This is a genomic window from Streptomyces sp. NPDC101151 (genome assembly GCF_044768335.1).
Classification (GTDB): Bacteria; Actinomycetota; Actinomycetes; order Streptomycetales; family Streptomycetaceae; genus Streptomyces.
The window spans coordinates 60785-74895 of record NZ_JBIWPP010000015.1; the positions used below are offsets into that span (position 1 = coordinate 60785).

Annotated in this window: 16 protein-coding genes, 1 tRNA gene and 2 pseudogenes; 12 read left to right on the forward strand and 7 right to left on the reverse strand. The window is 68.0% G+C overall.

The features are described from left to right. Positions 1 to 3: 3 nt before the first annotated feature. Complete coding sequence (locus ACIRU3_RS25940) at positions 4 to 900, reverse strand: hypothetical protein (protein WP_404060583.1); 897 nt, start codon at positions 898 to 900, stop codon at positions 4 to 6. Here ACIRU3_RS25940 and ACIRU3_RS25945 point away from each other — a divergent pair. The 5 genes from ACIRU3_RS25945 (at position 899) to ACIRU3_RS25965 (ending at position 4916) form a co-directional block, all read left to right on the forward strand. Continuing rightward, positions 899 to 1117, forward strand: a complete 219-nt coding sequence (locus tag ACIRU3_RS25945) for a hypothetical protein (protein WP_404060585.1) — start codon at positions 899 to 901, stop codon at positions 1115 to 1117. The two genes, ACIRU3_RS25940 and ACIRU3_RS25945, sit on opposite strands and share 2 nt — an antisense overlap. A gap of 746 nt (positions 1118 to 1863) precedes the next feature. Then, positions 1864 to 2880 carry a L,D-transpeptidase gene (locus ACIRU3_RS25950; protein WP_404060587.1) on the forward strand — a complete coding sequence of 339 codons (1017 nt, stop codon included), beginning with the start codon at positions 1864 to 1866 and terminating at the stop codon, positions 2878 to 2880. Between the two features lie 59 nt (positions 2881 to 2939). After that, on the forward strand, positions 2940 to 3446 hold the full coding sequence (locus ACIRU3_RS25955) for a SigE family RNA polymerase sigma factor (RefSeq protein WP_404060590.1): 507 nt from the start codon (positions 2940 to 2942) through the stop codon (positions 3444 to 3446). Next, positions 3439 to 4161, forward strand: a complete 723-nt coding sequence (locus ACIRU3_RS25960; RefSeq protein WP_404060593.1) for a L,D-transpeptidase — start codon at positions 3439 to 3441, stop codon at positions 4159 to 4161. The genes ACIRU3_RS25955 and ACIRU3_RS25960 overlap by 8 nt, the downstream gene beginning before the upstream one ends. Before the next feature lie 362 nt (positions 4162 to 4523). Continuing rightward, positions 4524 to 4916: a nuclear transport factor 2 family protein gene (locus ACIRU3_RS25965; protein ID WP_404060596.1), complete on the forward strand. Its 393-nt coding sequence runs from the start codon at positions 4524 to 4526 to the stop codon at positions 4914 to 4916. Between the two features lie 163 nt (positions 4917 to 5079). On the opposite strand, the gene ACIRU3_RS25970 is transcribed toward ACIRU3_RS25965, so the two are convergent. Then, positions 5080 to 5532, reverse strand: coding sequence for a hypothetical protein (locus ACIRU3_RS25970; protein ID WP_404060599.1), 453 nt, complete (start codon positions 5530 to 5532; stop codon positions 5080 to 5082). 352 nt (positions 5533 to 5884) lie between these two features. On the opposite strand from ACIRU3_RS25970, the gene ACIRU3_RS25975 reads away from it, so the two are divergent. Next, on the forward strand, positions 5885 to 6274 hold the full coding sequence (locus ACIRU3_RS25975; RefSeq protein WP_404060601.1) for a hypothetical protein: 390 nt from the start codon (positions 5885 to 5887) through the stop codon (positions 6272 to 6274). A gap of 357 nt (positions 6275 to 6631) precedes the next feature. On the opposite strand, the pseudogene ACIRU3_RS25980 reads toward ACIRU3_RS25975, so the two are convergent. Beyond that, a pseudogene (locus ACIRU3_RS25980) lies at positions 6632 to 6751 on the reverse strand (AAA family ATPase); the annotation flags it as partial. 446 nt (positions 6752 to 7197) lie between these two features. Here ACIRU3_RS25980 and ACIRU3_RS25985 point away from each other — a divergent pair. The 3 genes from ACIRU3_RS25985 to ACIRU3_RS25995 all read left to right on the forward strand — a co-directional run bounded on the left by ACIRU3_RS25985 (position 7198) and on the right by ACIRU3_RS25995 (position 8982). After that, the gene (locus ACIRU3_RS25985) at positions 7198 to 7671 is read left to right on the forward strand and encodes a DUF1348 family protein (RefSeq protein ID WP_404060604.1); all 474 of its coding nucleotides are present in this window, start codon (positions 7198 to 7200) and stop codon (positions 7669 to 7671) included. Positions 7672 to 7933: 262 nt separating this feature from the next. Then, positions 7934 to 8383 (forward strand): ATP-binding protein, encoded by a 450-nt coding sequence (locus ACIRU3_RS25990; RefSeq protein WP_404060607.1) that lies wholly within the window; start codon positions 7934 to 7936, stop codon positions 8381 to 8383. Between the two features lie 23 nt (positions 8384 to 8406). Continuing rightward, entirely contained in the window at positions 8407 to 8982 is a 576-nt protein-coding gene (locus ACIRU3_RS25995) for a TetR/AcrR family transcriptional regulator (RefSeq protein ID WP_404060610.1), read from the forward strand. 140 nt (positions 8983 to 9122) lie between these two features. On the opposite strand, the pseudogene ACIRU3_RS26000 reads toward ACIRU3_RS25995, so the two are convergent. Further along, positions 9123 to 9299: pseudogene (locus ACIRU3_RS26000) on the reverse strand (ISAzo13 family transposase); the annotation flags it as partial. Positions 9300 to 9769: 470 nt separating this feature from the next. Continuing rightward, positions 9770 to 10678 (reverse strand): transcriptional regulator CynR, encoded by a 909-nt coding sequence (gene cynR / locus ACIRU3_RS26005; protein ID WP_404060613.1) that lies wholly within the window; start codon positions 10676 to 10678, stop codon positions 9770 to 9772. A 125-nt stretch (positions 10679 to 10803) separates the two neighbouring features. Here cynR and ACIRU3_RS26010 point away from each other — a divergent pair, with 125 nt between their 5' ends. Continuing rightward, positions 10804 to 11412 (forward strand): carbonic anhydrase, encoded by a 609-nt coding sequence (locus tag ACIRU3_RS26010; RefSeq protein ID WP_404060615.1) that lies wholly within the window; start codon positions 10804 to 10806, stop codon positions 11410 to 11412. Between the two features lie 110 nt (positions 11413 to 11522). Further along, positions 11523 to 11993 (forward strand): cyanase, encoded by a 471-nt coding sequence (cynS, locus tag ACIRU3_RS26015; protein WP_404060617.1) that lies wholly within the window; start codon positions 11523 to 11525, stop codon positions 11991 to 11993. Between the two features lie 180 nt (positions 11994 to 12173). Here cynS and ACIRU3_RS26020 read toward each other — a convergent pair whose 3' ends face one another. Both ACIRU3_RS26020 and ACIRU3_RS26025 read right to left on the reverse strand, forming a co-directional pair. Then, a complete protein-coding gene (locus tag ACIRU3_RS26020) occupies positions 12174 to 12527 on the reverse strand; it encodes a fic family toxin-antitoxin system, toxin component (protein ID WP_404060619.1) in 354 nt (117 codons plus the stop codon). An 89-nt stretch (positions 12528 to 12616) separates the two neighbouring features. Continuing rightward, a tRNA-Met gene (locus ACIRU3_RS26025) sits at positions 12617 to 12693 on the reverse strand. 354 nt (positions 12694 to 13047) lie between these two features. Between ACIRU3_RS26025 and ACIRU3_RS26030 the strand changes: the two genes are divergently transcribed. After that, positions 13048 to 13626 (forward strand): Type-2Aa cytolytic delta-endotoxin, encoded by a 579-nt coding sequence (locus ACIRU3_RS26030; protein ID WP_404060621.1) that lies wholly within the window; start codon positions 13048 to 13050, stop codon positions 13624 to 13626. Positions 13627 to 14111 lie beyond the last annotated feature (485 nt).

Genomic DNA, 14111 nt, shown 5'->3' on the forward strand with positions numbered 1-14111 from the left:
TGGTCAGCCTCCGCTGGGCACCAGGGTGGTGACGAGCGCGGTAGCGAAGGGGGACAGAACGCTCAGGATCGCCAATGGGTTTCTCAAGAACCTGCCGTCGATGTGGAGCTGTGCTTCCATCCGGGTCCTGGCCGCGATCAGGTCCTCACCGAGGAGCCCCGAATCGGGAGCGGGCAGTGCCCGCTCAACGAGTGCGAACGCCCAGGTCCGCCAGGTGAGTACCAGGGGGAGCAGAATCGCCACCAGGACGGCGGCGAAGAAAGCGCCGTACCCCAGGACAAATACCGGTGGGAAGTCGTCCGGCTCAACAGCGCCCGAACCGATCAGCGCCAGACGCAAGGCGCCAGTGTTGAAGGCGGACGTCGACACGATCAGAGAAGGAGCGAGTCCGCTCCTTTCGATCGTCCGCCACATGGTCAGGACGTCGGTGACGGCGGTGGCTATGGCCGTGGGATCGGCCGCGCCATCCGGGGCCGTCACCTGCTCTGCTGCCTTCTTTGCGCTCTCCTGCGCCAGCCAGACGGAGATCACCCATGGAGCTGCGGCCGCCGCGCCGACCGCGGTGAGCACAGTGATGAGCGCCGGAAAGTGACGGATCGGCACTTCGAAGGAGTTGCCCCGGCTGACCCCGCCGAGCATTGTGCCGGCAGCCAGCATGAGAACGGCGTACGACGCGAGCGACGCCAGCCACCACCTTCGCCCTCGCCGCCACGATGCAGGAAACGCCCGGATCGCCGTGATGCCCCGGACAAGCAGGGCGATCCAGACGGCGAAGGAGAGGGTTGCCATGGCTGCCCAGAACCGAAAGTCGTGATCGACGAAGGCATCGTCGCGTGAATTGAGCTGCGCGAAAACGACCAAGCCGTGGAAAACGAGCGCCGCGAGGAGTACGAAGACCATGGCGCGTGCCGCCGGAGAAGCCCACCACCTGCGGACGTCATCCCTGATCGCCACCCTGCCCCCTGAAGCGCTGCCGGCTGATCCCTCGATTGTGCTGGCCCGGACCGCACCGGTGAAGGCTTCGCCCGGGCCGGGACGGGACCTGCCCTGGGCCGGTGTCATCCCCGTTGGCCGGGCGCGCCTTGCGCCCCCTGCGCTCACCGCCGACGTCGTCTGACGCGCCGGGCGCCGCACCCGCCAACGTTTGGGGGGTCCCAGTAGTGGCGACGACTGCCGGCGCGACGACCGTCAGCAGGGCCGCGAGCCAGGCGGCCGGCCGTCGGTGTGATCCTGTCGCCGGGTGCGCCGACGACTTCGCGCGTCGCTTCGACAAGGGGCGGGGTAATCGCCTCATGTCTCTCCCGTACGTCGGATGGCGGGCTACCTGCACACCGGACCTCCTCGCGATTCAACGTGCTTGTCTGCGTCGGAAGTTGATGATCTCGGAGCCTGCCGACCGAAACCTGGAGGGCACTGCCAGGCGGCGCCCGGTTGAGCGGGAACATGTCCTTGGTCACGCCTTTCCGGCAGCGGGCGGTGCGGCGCGGGGTGCAGGCTCCGGAGCTGGTACCGGCATAGTTCTTGCGGGCTTTCGCGGACGCGCAGCGGGTGGGGTCGTCGCAGAAGTCGACCGACACCCGGGCGCCGGTGATCTCGCCGATGCCGGGCATCGACAGATAGGCGTCAGCGGGCGGGTGCGAGAGAAATTTCATTGGCGCATGTACGCCGGGTAAGTGGAGGAAGCCCGTGCGTGAGCGACGCGACCCACTACGCCACCCGGCCGCGACCGGCACGGCCATGACCGGCGATCAGGTGCGGGCGGAGTCGGTTCGACGTTCCCGGAAAAAAGCTCCGATGCGATGCAACCCGGTGCCGAGCCCGTGCGTAGAGGAGTCGACAAGCACACCTCACAGGGGGATCCTCATGCACTCGAACCGTTCGGCCGGTCGGACCGCCGGCCGTCTCGGAGCCGCTGTCGCGGCCTGTGTCGTTCTGCTCCCGGCCGTCGGCTGCTCGGCGAACGCGGGTACCGGCGTCCGGACGGCTGCCGACTCACCGGACGCCCAGGCGTCCGCCGCGGTCGCCGCGAAGGCCAGGAGCGGGAACAAGGACGGTACGGGCAAGGCGTCCAACGCCCGCCCGGCTCCGTCCGTGCCGGAGCCCGCCGTGCTCGCGCAGGCGCAGGTGCACATGTCCGACGGGGACACGGTCGGTGTGGGCATGCCGATATCCGTCACCTTCCCCCGGCCGGTCCCCACCGCCGAGCGCAAGGCCGTGGAGAGTTGGCTGCGCATACAGACCTCGTCCGGCACGACCGGCGCCTGGAGTTGGGTGAAGGACCGGAATCTCCTGGACGGGGAGCGTGTGGATTTCCGCCCCAGCACCACCTATTGGAAGCCGGGCATCAAGATCACCCTCCGCCGCGGCTCGCACGGCGTGAGTCACTTCACCATCGGCCGGTCGCTGGTCGCCACTGTCGACACGAAGACGGACATGATGACCGTCGACACCGGCGGGAAGACGAACCGCATCCCGATCACCGCGGGGAAGCCGGGGCTGGACACCTGGAAGGGGACGATGGTCGTGATGGACAAGCAGCCCAAGGTGCTCATGGACTCCCGCACCGTGGGCATGGGCCCGAATGACACCTACCACGGCTACTACTACTGGGCTCTGCACCTGACGACGTCCGGTACCTACGTGCACCAGAACCCGCATGCCGACACAGCGGCCGGACACAGTAACGTCACACACGGCTGTGTCGGTCTCGCCACCAGCACCGCCAAGGGCTTCTACGACCAGGTACGGGTCGGCGACGTCATCAAGGTCACCGGGGCGAACAAGGACACGGTCGCCCCCGGCAACGGCTACGGCGACTGGAACCTGACCTGGAAGCAGTGGCTCGAGAACAGCGCCGCCGGCGCCACCACGACCGCATGATCCCCGCCGCAGCGGCGGTACACCACGCGCCCCGCGCCGTAAGAAGAAAGCACCACCAGGTGACCGAAGACGAGTTCGACCTCTTCTACACGGCTGCCTACCCGCGTCTGGTCGGCCAGCTGTACGCCCTGACGGGCGACCACGCCGAGGCTCAGGACGTGGTCCAGGAGGCATTCATACGCGCCTGGGACAGGCGGTCGTCCGTCCTGAACGGCGACCGGGATCCCGAGGCGTGGATCCGCACGGTGGCACACCGTCTGGCGATGAGCCGCTGGCGGCGGGCGCGCCACTGGTGGCAACTGGTCCGGGGCGACCACGCCCCGCGGCCCGTGTCCGGACCGAGCCCGGACCATGTGGCCTTGGTCGCCGCTCTGCGGCGCGTGCCGGAGGCCCAGCGGACCGCGATCGTGCTTCATCACCTGTGCGATCTGAGCGTGGAGCAGATAGCCGCCGAGACCGGCGCGGCTCCCGGCACCATAAAGGCGCGCCTGTCACGCGGCCGCACCGCACTCGCCACTCACCTCGTGAGCGAAGCACCGCACCCGACGGAGGAAGCCTGTGCCTGAGCAGCAGCCCCCGCAGCCGCTGACCGAGTCGGAGCTGTCCGCCCGGTTCCACGACCTGGCCGCACAGGGCACGGCACCAGTTCCGACCTCGGGCGCGCAGGTCAGAAGCCGGGCGGTACGCCGGCGCCGCAACCGACGCGTCGCGCTCTCCACCACCGTCCTCGCGGCAGCGGCCCTCACCGTCATCACCACCGGCGTCTTCGACTCCCACACCAAGCCGGCCACACCTCCCGCGACGTCCGTCTCCCACACCCCTCGACCCGCCCCGTCCGCTGCGCCCGTCCAGCGGGTTACGGTCGACCTGAACTCCAGGCTGCTGACTGTCGAGGGCGCGAAGTACGGCCTCGACGTGCCCATGGCCGTCTGCCCGATCGGCGAGACGAGGGTCACGGTCACCGCCAAGTACCCCACGCTGACCATGCCTGGCCCGGCCGGCCTCGGCGAGACTTCGGCAGTGAGGCGGTGGGCAGTCACCTTCACTGACGGCAATCACCACGAGCGACTGCTGTTCTGGGCGCTGGACCGCTCCGCGGGTCTCAACAGCATCGGCCACGACACCAACTCCGGCTCCATCGCCCTCGGACCCGACACCGGCAAGGAGGTGTACGACGCCATCGGGCCCGGCACGCGTGTGGAGATCAAGGGCTGGCAGGCCGCGAACGCGCAGCCGGACTCCCTGTGCTCCGACCGCCGGCCGATCACCGGCACCCACTGACGCCGAACCGCCGGGGAGCCAAGCCCAGCAAGAAGGAACCGGTCGCACAAGGCCGCCGCCCCCAGGGGCCGGCTACAGACCGGGCGCCGGCGCCCTCTGAGCGATGCGGATACCGCCTCCCTGCCTCCCTGCCTCCGCACCTTTCTTCCTGCCTGACCGCTCCCGCTCCCCGCCGTCGTCTGCGACGTCGCGGTGTGTTCACCGGTGTGCTCCCGCGGGCCGTGAGACTGCGGACGGCCGGCTCGGCACCCGACACCCCGCAGACGTGTGCGCCGCGCACGCATCAGGTGCTACGGTAAGTGTGAAGCGTGCGCGACGCACGCATCATCTCCTCCTTGCGCTCGTCTTGAAAGGACGCTCCCATGACCCGCACCGGTATCAAGGCCGCCCTCAACGACCTTCTCTTCAACCGTGACATCACGCTGGACGAAGCCGCCGCCCGGCACTTCGCCCCCGACTACCGCCAGCGCACGGACGGCGAGTGGGCCGACCGCGCCGAATTCCTCGACCACATCGCCCACCTGCGTGGCATCGTCGCCGACGGTCACATCGACGTGCACGAGGAGCTGTACGACGGTGCCAAGTACGCCGACCGGCACACCTGTCACATCACCAAGACCGACGGCACCACCGTCGTCATGGAGGTCTACGTCTTCGCCGACCTCACCCCCGACGGCCGCTTCCACCGCATCGAGGAGACCACCCTCATGCTCCACGGCACCGACGCCGACCGCGACCTCGGCAGCGCCCGCTGACGTGGATTCCGGCGGGCAGCAGGCGGCGTAGGGGTGCGGGCCGGCCCCGGCGGCGCCGTCGGTGAAGCCAGTTCCTGTGCCCGGCGGCCAACCGGGACGCAGAGGTTGACTTCCCGATGGGGAAGTCGACCTGTGGTGCGGGAGGGAATTCCCTCGTCAGTCTTCAGTCGAACCAGACCACGAGTCGCACGTGTTCTGGCCCGTGCAGTTCGCCAAGCGTTCGCATCACGTCCCAGACCGGCGCCCAGTGGGTCGCCGGTCCGGCGACCGTGCTGCGGCTGCGCGTGCCGGACTGGTCGGTCTCCTCCCAGTCGGCAGCGGCCAACTCGGCCCAGCTGATCCACGTTGTTCCGTGTGCGTACTGCGGCCCGCCCCACGCGTTGAACGCGGCCCTCAGACCGTCCGAGGCGTCGTCCGGAAGGCCGCGGTCTTCGGCCAGCGGCTCGAATCCGAAGGAATTCCGGACGCCGAAGAGGCAGGCGAGTGCGTCATAGGCGTTGCCCGTGTTGAGGAAGAAGAGGTCGATGGCGGCGCACCAAACCGCGTCCTCGTCGTCCTGGCCCCAGATCCGGGCCAGAGGTCTGCACTCGATCATCCCGCTCACGTCGGTAGACATGTCTGCAGTCTGCCGAGAACGGACAAGTCTCATCGCCTCGATTTCGATGCAGAACCTGACCGGGAGGTTGGGGCGGGGTGACTTTGTAGAGGCGCCCGTCCCGGATGAGGGCCTGCAGCATGTTGATTCTGCGGCGGGCAAGGGCCATCACGGCTGCTGACGGACCTGGAGATACAACTCCAGCTCCCGAACCCCGAACCGGAGTTGTGGCCCTCGCTCACCTGGAGGGGGCGGGAGCCGTCACGGGCGGCGGTTGATGGGACAGGACCGAAGGGGCGGCGAGCGACGAGTACAGGCTGGTGGGCTAGATTCGTGGTCGTCTTCGCAAGTCCCGCTGCCTGAGGAACTGCCCGTGTCCCAACTACCGTCCCTGGGCGGCCTGAAATCCTCGTACACCCCGACGCAGATACGACGCAACCGCCTGATTTTCCTCGGACTGGTCCTTGTCCTCGTGGGCATGGTGGCGTTCTACGTCTTGGGCCCGTACGACACGAAGGACGACTCCGCGACGCTCAAGGCCGGTGACTGCTTCCAGAACATCGGCACGGACAAGGAAGCGAAGACCAAGAAGCTCGATTGCACTGACCCGCACGCCGACTACAAGGTCCTGAAGATGGACGAGGACGGAGTCGTCGATACCTTCTCGTGCTCCGACGTCCCGGGCACGACCGGCTCGCTCACCCAGTCAGGCCCCGGAAAATGGTTCGTCGTCTGCTTCAAGGAAAACGACGAGAAGGGGTAGAAACAGTCGAGTCAGAGCCGCTTCGCGGCCGCTGGTGTGCCTGTCGCGCCTGCGGTCGCCGTCCTGGCTCCGTTCACTTGCAGGGACTGCCTCCTCATGACCTCTTCGCGTTCACCGGCGCGGATTGCACTGCGGATTCCCCGGCTTGAACGGTATGTGGAGCCGTGGAACGCGGCGTCTGTGCGCACTGCAGAGCGGACCGGGTTCCAACGTGAGGGGCTGCTGCGGGCGTGGCAGCAGGTCGGTACCGAGCGCCGGGACATGTTCATGTACTCGCTGCTGAGCGGCGAGCTGTAGCGCCGCTGGCCCGGTTGACCCTCAGGCCGACGGGACCAGCACGGTCCGAGCGGCGCCCGGTCAGCCGGGCGTTGTGGGTAGTTCGACGCGTGCTCGTGTGCCGGCGAGCCGGTAGGAGTCGGTGCCTGTCTCGATGATGGTGCCGTTGAAGGCGAGCCGGTCGACGAGGGCCGCGCACAGGACCGAGGTGAGCCGCGATTGCCATGACGGCACCAGACCTCACCGTCTTTCGGCATAGGGGCCGGCGCCCGGTTGGTCATGGTCTCCCTGGTGACGTACACCCGTATCGATCCGGCGCATCGGACGGTCTTCTCGCCCATCGTCATCGAGGACGCAGGGAGCAAGGACCCCGGATTCGACAGGGTCGTCATCTCGGGCGGCCTGGGGAACGCGGCCGCGGTGCAGTCCATGTCTCATTCACTGCGCGGACTGAACCCACTACCCACTGTGGTCTCACCATGGCTTCCGACCACCGCACCCTTGCGGGAGAACCATCGTTCTCGCTAAGATGCCGGAAGTGGAGAACGATCGTTCTCTGCTAGGTGGTGGCTCCGTCGCCGCCTGGGCGCCGCCGCGGAACTGGCAGTTGCTCTTGGCGTGGACTGAGCCTGACCAAAGGAAATGACATGACACACGAACCGCGCCGCCCGTTCCCCCCGTTCACCCGTGAGTCCGCGGTGGAGAAGGTCCGACTGGCGGAGGACGGCTGGAACTCCCGCGACCCGGAAAAGGTGGCCCTTGCCTACACCGTGGACTCTCAGTGGCGAAACCGCGCGGAGTTCGCCACCGGCTACGACGAGATCGTCTCCTTCCTCACCCGGAAGTGGAATCGGGAGCTCGAATACCGGCTCATCAAGGAGCTGTGGGCCTCCGGCGGCGACCGCATTGCTGTGCGGTTCGCCTACGAGTACCACGATGACTCGGGCAACTGGTTTCGTGCCTACGGCAACGAGAACTGGGAATTCGATGATGACGGGCTGATGCATCACCGGTACGCCTGCATCAACGAACTGCCGATCAAGGAGTCGGAACGTTTGTTCCACTGGCCCCTGGGGCGGCGACCCGATGGTCACCCGGGCTTGAGTGACCTGGGTCTGTAGAGACTCGCCGCCGAGGACGGCTGGCGATGCGGGGCATTCTCGGTGACTGCGGCCCAGAGGGTCATCGTTCAGCAGCTTGAGAGAACGATGACTCTCTGTAGCCCAGCTGGGCCTCTGGCGTCGTTGCCCAGGGGTACCCGTAAGCAATCGCACGACGTGAGCCGGTCCCATTCAGGGGCCTGGAGTTCATCGGGGCATTTCCATGATCCTCTCGCAAGCCTCCGTGCCACTCTTCCTTCACCCTCGGATCGCCCGGCATGGCATGATCGCCCTCCCGGCCGAGGACCGCTGGGTCCGCGTGGTCCGACACTTCGCGACGGCTCTGCTGATCCACTGGGGTGTCGCCGAGGACGACCGGGACTCCATCCTGTTGATCGTTGGTGAGCTTGCGGCCAACGCGGCCCAGCACGGGCGCGCCGACATGACCGTGAGCATCACGCTGGTGGAGCGGAGCGTGCGCATAGAAGTCGCCGACCGCGGAGCCGGCCCCGCCCCTGTCCCCCCCAAGCGCTTCGGGTCCTGTGACGAACACGGCCGGGGGCTGGACATCGTCGAGTGCCTGGCGGAGTGGTCCGAGACACGCATGGGGCCAGGCGGCCGGCAGGCCCTCGCCGGTTTCCGTCTCGCCTCCACCGAAGCCGCCGGGCCGGGCAGTACAGAGCGAGACGGCGTACGGTCCGACTGCCCGCGCGGTATCGTGGGAGAACGATAGTTCCCCCGGAGGGTGTGACTGAAGTGGAACGCGAAGAGGCCGAGAAGCGAGTTCTCGACGCAGCCGAAGAGCTGTTCTACGGCCAGGGCATCCGGGCTGTGGGCATGGACGCGATACGGTCCGCCTCCGCCGTCCCACTGAAGCGCCTGTACCAGGTCTTCCCCTCCAAGGATTCCCTGATCGAGGCGTATCTGCGACGGCGGGATGCGCGTTGGCTGAGTGATCTGGCCCAGTATGTGGAGACCGTCGAATCGCCGACACAGCGCGTCCTGGCGGTATTCGACTGGTTGTACCGCTGGTTCAGCGAGCCGGACTTCCGTGGCTGCGGTTTCATCAACGCCTTTGGTGAGATGGGGGCGATGTCCCCCGCTGTGGCCGACATCGCGAAGGCTCACAAGCAGGCGTTCCGGCAATACGTCGCTGACTTGGTGGCTGCTGCGGAAGCGCCCAGCTGGCTTACCGACCACCTCCTTCTTCTCGCCGAGGGCGCGATGACCACGGCAGCCATCTACGGTTCCCCCGAGCCGGCCCGCCAGGCCAAGGACGCTGCGCGCACCTTGCTGCAAACCTCTGGTACGGGGACCGGTATCCCTGTCTGAAGCCCTTGAGATCGCGTCCTCTGCGGTCAGGCGGACCAGGCGCTGTGCAGCAGCAGACTGTCGCGGAAAGCCAGAGAAACGGGTTGTCGTGGGGCGGGAGGGCGCAGCGTTGAGCCTGGGGCCGTGGCGTTGTACGAAGGGTCCGCACCGACTTTGCGCCCGGCCCGGGCCGGCTCCTGCGCGAGAGTGCGGGGCGACTTCACCGTCCACCGCAACGGCGACATCGGATCACCCCGCTCGTCCGGCTGGACCAGCTCCAGCAGTGCGGGTCGCAGCCCCGGGGCGAGATCCGCGACTCTCATGCGACTTGGTCGCCGTTCCGCGGGCCGCAACTCGGTCCTCCTGCTCAACGTACCCCCGGTCACCAGTGGGTTACTGCCGGCCGCCGAGAACATTCGGCACGGCCGGCAGATCGAGTCCTACGTGGTGGAGACCCGGCACGGCGGCACCTGCACGGAGGCGACCCGCGCCGGGAGGGTGGGCGCGAGCCACGAGCCGCATCCTGCTCTGGTTGTGGTCGAGTCCGGCGGTGGGGTCGGTCCGATAGGTCAGTGCTGTGCGCGTGAGCAACTCACCGACGGCGACCGGGCGTTCATCGGAGCGATCGTGCCGGTCGGTAGGTTCGGCCGGTGGACTTCGAAACAGCTCTGCCGCCGAATTTCCTGAACCACCACGGAACCGTCGTCCCACCCCATGACGAAAGGAGCCGGTGGCTCCCGCCCTCGTCGGCCTCACCCGCGGGCCGTCCCGGACATGCAGTCGTTCTCGGGCAAGCGCGCCCCGCGGGTCAGGGTGAGGTGGAGTACCCGCTGGAGGCAGCCCATTGCCGTGTGAGGCGGGTGAAGGCTTTGGCGGCAGCGCTTTGGTAGGAGCCCGATCGACGGAGCAAAGTGACCGTGCGCCTGGGCAGGGGCGGGTCAAGGGGGACGGGGTGCAGATGCGGGTGATCGTCGGCGATGGCCTCGGGGAGCACAGAGGCCAGGGGAGTGCGCTGGACTATTTCGGTGACGGCATTGATCGAGTTGGCTTCTACCGCGATGTGCGGTGCGGTCTGATGCTGTCCGAAGTAGGTGTCGATGTGCCTACGGGTGGCGAAGTCGCTGCTGAGCAGGGCCAGGGGGCGTCCCTCGAGATCTTGCACGGCTAGCGGTCCGGTGCGGTCGGCGTAGGGGTGGAGAGTGCCGACGACGAGGCTGAGGGCTTCGGTGAACAGGTCGTCTGCGGTGATGCCGGGAAGGTGGGAACCGCGAAAGGCGATGCCGAGGTCGAGGTCGTCGGCGAGGAGGGCGGATTCGATGCGATCCTGCGTCATCTCCTTGATGCTCAGGCTGATGCGGGGATGGTGGGCCTGGAGCTGTCCGGCGACGGGGCCGATGAGGTAGGCGGTGAAGGTGGGAGTCACCGCCAAGCGCAGGTTGCCGCGGGAGAGGTCGGCCACGTCGTGGATGGCGCGTTCGGCGGCGGAGAGCTCCTGCAGGGCGCGGCGAGCGTGGTGGACGTAGGTCTCACCGGAGTCGGTGAGCCGCACCGCACGTCCGGTGCGGTCCAGCAGCTGCGCGCCGATCACGCGTTCCAACTGTTTGATCTGCTGGGACAGGGTCGGCTGGGAGATGTGCAGGGCTTCGGCCGCGCGGGTGAAGCTGCCGTGTTCGCTGACGGCGAGCAGATAGCGCAGATGACGGAGTTCGAAGCCCATGACGTGGAGTATAGACAGAATCAATAGATCGTATATCTACAGCGTCTTGGACGCTATAGCCGCAGCTCATGCATGGTGGATCTCGTCAGCCCCCACAAGGCTGGCACTCGCAGAAGGGAGTGACCATGCAAGACCTCGTAGAGGGTGTCGCACATTTCCAGCGGGGCGTCTTTCCTGCCAAGGCCGCGCGCTTCCAGCACCTCGCCACCACCCACCAGCCCACCACACTGTTCATCAGCTGCTCCGACGCCCGCGTCATACCTGAGCTGATCACGCAGAGCGAGCCCGGTGAGCTGTTCGTCATCCGTACCGCCGGAAACCTGGTGCCTGCCTACGCCCCCGCAGCCGAAGGGGTCGCGGCGAGCGTCGAGTACGCAGTCGATGTCCTGGGCGTGTCGGACATCGTCGTCTGCGGGCATTCGGCCTGTGGTGCGATGACCGCCCTGGCCGACGACCATGACCTCGCCACCCTGCCGGCCGTCGCCCGTTGGCTGCGGCACGCGGACGCTTCCCTGGCCCGTGCGGCTTGTGCCGAGCCCGGGCCGGACCGGGTAGGAGATCTGGTACGGAGCAACGTGATCGCCCAGCTGGCGAACCTGGCAACGCACCCCTGTGTCGCTCGGGCGCTGGCAGCGAAGACCGTCACGCTGCACGGCTGGGTCTACGACATCCCCACCGGCACGGTCGACCAGCTTGACCCGGCCACGGGCCGTTCTGCCTCCCTCGCGGCCTGAGCCGCGCTGCCCTGCTTGTCCGGGCCGCCATCCGGCGGTCTGATCCCCCCGCCGTACGACTCCGCTGTGCCCGCCATGGTGCGGGCCGGCACGTTGGAAAGGAACACCTCATGGTGCACGCTCAGTTCGACCCCGCAGCTCGCCAGGCCCTGGCCGCCGCGGTCGTTGAGGCCAAGACGCGTAAGGACCTGTCCTGGCAGCAGATCGCCGACGTCACCGACCTGTCGGTCGCATTCACCACTGCCGCCCTGCTGGGGCAGCACCCGCTGCCGGAGGCTGCCGCGAGGGCGGTTGCCGAGCTGCTGGACCTGGGTGAGGAGGCGGCAGTGCTGCTGCAGAGCATCCCGACCCGCGGCTCCGTTCCTGGCGGCATTCCCACCGACCCGACTATCTACCGTTTCTACGAGATCGTTCAGGTCTACGGCACCACGCTCAAGGCCCTCATCCACGAACAGTTCGGCGACGGCATCATCAGCGCGATCAACTTCAAACTTGACGTCAAGAAGGTCGCCGACCCCGAAGGCGGGGAGCGCGCGGTGATCACCCTGGACGGCAAGTACCTGCCCACCAAGCCGTTCTGATCCGCCGCTGTGTCACGGGCCCTTGAAGCCGAGGGGCCCGGTAGGCATGCCGATCGGATTCTGGCGAGCGGGGATGTCGCCCGTCTGCGCACCGGCGAGACCGCGGGATGCTTCGCCGGCGGACATGCCGACGCGGGCGGGGCTGAGGACGAGAGCGGGCCCGCGCACGGTTGGTGGTCTTCAGGAATCGCTCCGGGCTCGGAGCTGTCGGCCGATCAACCCGACGCCCGTCGCGCCGGAGGCGGCGTCGCGCGCCGGCAGGACGGCTTCCTTCGGCGGGTGGTCGAGCCGGCATCCGTCCGGCGCCAGGTACGCCGCTGCGGCGTGCCAGGCGAAAGCCTCGTCGGAGTGCTCCGGGCAGGGCGGTCTCACGAGTGTCTGGAGCAGTGCTGCCGCCTTGACGTGCAGAGGCTCGTGGATGTCGCGGGCGAGGGTTCGGGCGTTGCCCCGGGCGACAGCCGCGTGGAGCGGGCCGTAGTCGTCCACCCGGGGATCACCGGGCAGCAGCTCGGCGGCGTGCGGCAGGAGGGTCACATCGAGCGGGTGGAGCGGTTCGTCCTGCAGGCCTGGCGCCCGACATGCTTCCGGCCCCCTCGACGTGGATGTCGAGGGGGCCGGTGCGTTGGTAGCGGGGACAGGATTTGAACCTGCGACCTCTGGGTTATGAGCCCAGCGAGCTACCGAGCTGCTCCACCCCGCGTCGGTACGCCCAGCTTACGTCATGCACCGGCCAGTGCTTACCCGGACATGGGCCGGGCAGGAGGTGCCCGAGAGGCGTCTGCAGTGGACTCGAAGGCTGCCTCGGCAGTGCATCACCTGAACGCACCAGGGCAGAGCCCCGTGAACCGGGAATGGCTCCCTGCCGTCGCGGGCCTTGAGCCAGCCGACCGGCGCTGCGCGGCCTCCGGCCTGACGCCCTCTTCGCGGTGGTCTGCCTGGGCGGCTGCCCATTTCGCGGCCGACTGCCGCACCGGCGCCCTACGGGGTCGTATTGGCGCACCCCTAGGGCATACTGGCGCCTCACCAGTGCAACAAAATGTTTAAGGAGGGGAAGTTGGCAGCCAGTTTCAGGACAGTCACCGCGGTGGGAGAGGCTCATCTTGTCCAGGCGGAGGCTCTGGCGGGTGCCTTCCAGGAGGCGATCGCGCCCGCCACCGTCAACTACGACTTCGGCCACATCCGGGATGCCGCCGCCATGCTTCCCGACAGCGACATCGTCACGATGGTCCGTGGCTGGGGGCTCCAGGAGGAGGCGCCGATCCTGGTGATGGCGCTCTCCCTCAAGGAGGCGGTCCGCCAGGCTCTCCCGCCCGAGGCGGCTCAGGCTCCGTTCTGGGACACCGTCGAGCGCGACCTCATGGATGCCTTCACCGGTCTCGCGGCGCAGGAGGGCGTACCGGGACTGGCGTACTACGAAGAGGGGCCGGACCGCACGAGCTACTATCGCGATCTGTTCTTCGCCCTCCAGGACAGGGAAGCCGGCGCGTACCTGTACGCCGTCGCCTTCTGTACCGACGTCACCGTCGGCTTTGGCAAGTCTCGTGTGGGGGCTCTGGGTCTCACCGACACTGCCCCGTTCGCGGTCCGGCTCAACGCGATCGTCGTGCGGCAGAAGCTCGCGAACGTGGCCTGATACTCCCGGCATCGTCCGCTGCTTCCTTATCGGGGCCCGTCCCGCGCACGTCCAGCGGAGGTCCCCATGACCAGTCACGGCCCGCCGTCCCGGGCCGTGGAAACAGCGCGCCGCCGTGCGGTGGTGGCAGCCGCCTTGCGGGGTGGGGGCCGTCGCGGCGGTGACAACGCGCATCCGGTTCAGGCAGGTCGGGCCGCGATGTGGAGGGGGCGCCTCGTGCTCGTCCCGGACCGCGGGAGTGTCTGTGGCCGGGAGGGTCCGTCCGACGTGGCGAGCTTGGGCCTGGCCGCTGATGTGCCACAGCGCGGATCCGCGTCAGGCGGCGAGGACGTTCCGCAGTGGACCGAGGCCCGGGTGTGGTCCCGTCCGCATGAAGTCCTCCTCGCCAACCTCCGCAGTGTGAACGCCCTGGACTTGTCCCGGGCGGCGGTCGACGACTCCCGCATTCGAGTGTTGGAGGGGGCTCCAAGGCGGGATGAAGCCCC

Coding starts and splice junctions, on each gene's coding strand:
- ACIRU3_RS26010 (WP_404060615.1), top strand. CDS start 10,804: ATGCAAGACCTCGTAGAGGGTGTCGCACATTTCCAGCGGGGCGTCTTT.
- cynS (WP_404060617.1), top strand. CDS start 11,523: ATGGTGCACGCTCAGTTCGACCCCGCAGCTCGCCAGGCCCTGGCCGCC.
- ACIRU3_RS25945 (WP_404060585.1), top strand. CDS start 899: ATGGCGCGTGCCGCCGGAGAAGCCCACCACCTGCGGACGTCATCCCTG.
- ACIRU3_RS25990 (WP_404060607.1), top strand. CDS start 7,934: ATGATCGCCCTCCCGGCCGAGGACCGCTGGGTCCGCGTGGTCCGACAC.
- ACIRU3_RS25940 (WP_404060583.1), bottom strand. CDS start 900: ATGGTCTTCGTACTCCTCGCGGCGCTCGTTTTCCACGGCTTGGTCGTT.
- ACIRU3_RS25970 (WP_404060599.1), bottom strand. CDS start 5,532: ATGTCTACCGACGTGAGCGGGATGATCGAGTGCAGACCTCTGGCCCGG.
- ACIRU3_RS25965 (WP_404060596.1), top strand. CDS start 4,524: ATGACCCGCACCGGTATCAAGGCCGCCCTCAACGACCTTCTCTTCAAC.
- cynR (WP_404060613.1), bottom strand. CDS start 10,678: ATGGGCTTCGAACTCCGTCATCTGCGCTATCTGCTCGCCGTCAGCGAA.
- ACIRU3_RS25950 (WP_404060587.1), top strand. CDS start 1,864: ATGCACTCGAACCGTTCGGCCGGTCGGACCGCCGGCCGTCTCGGAGCC.
- ACIRU3_RS25985 (WP_404060604.1), top strand. CDS start 7,198: ATGACACACGAACCGCGCCGCCCGTTCCCCCCGTTCACCCGTGAGTCC.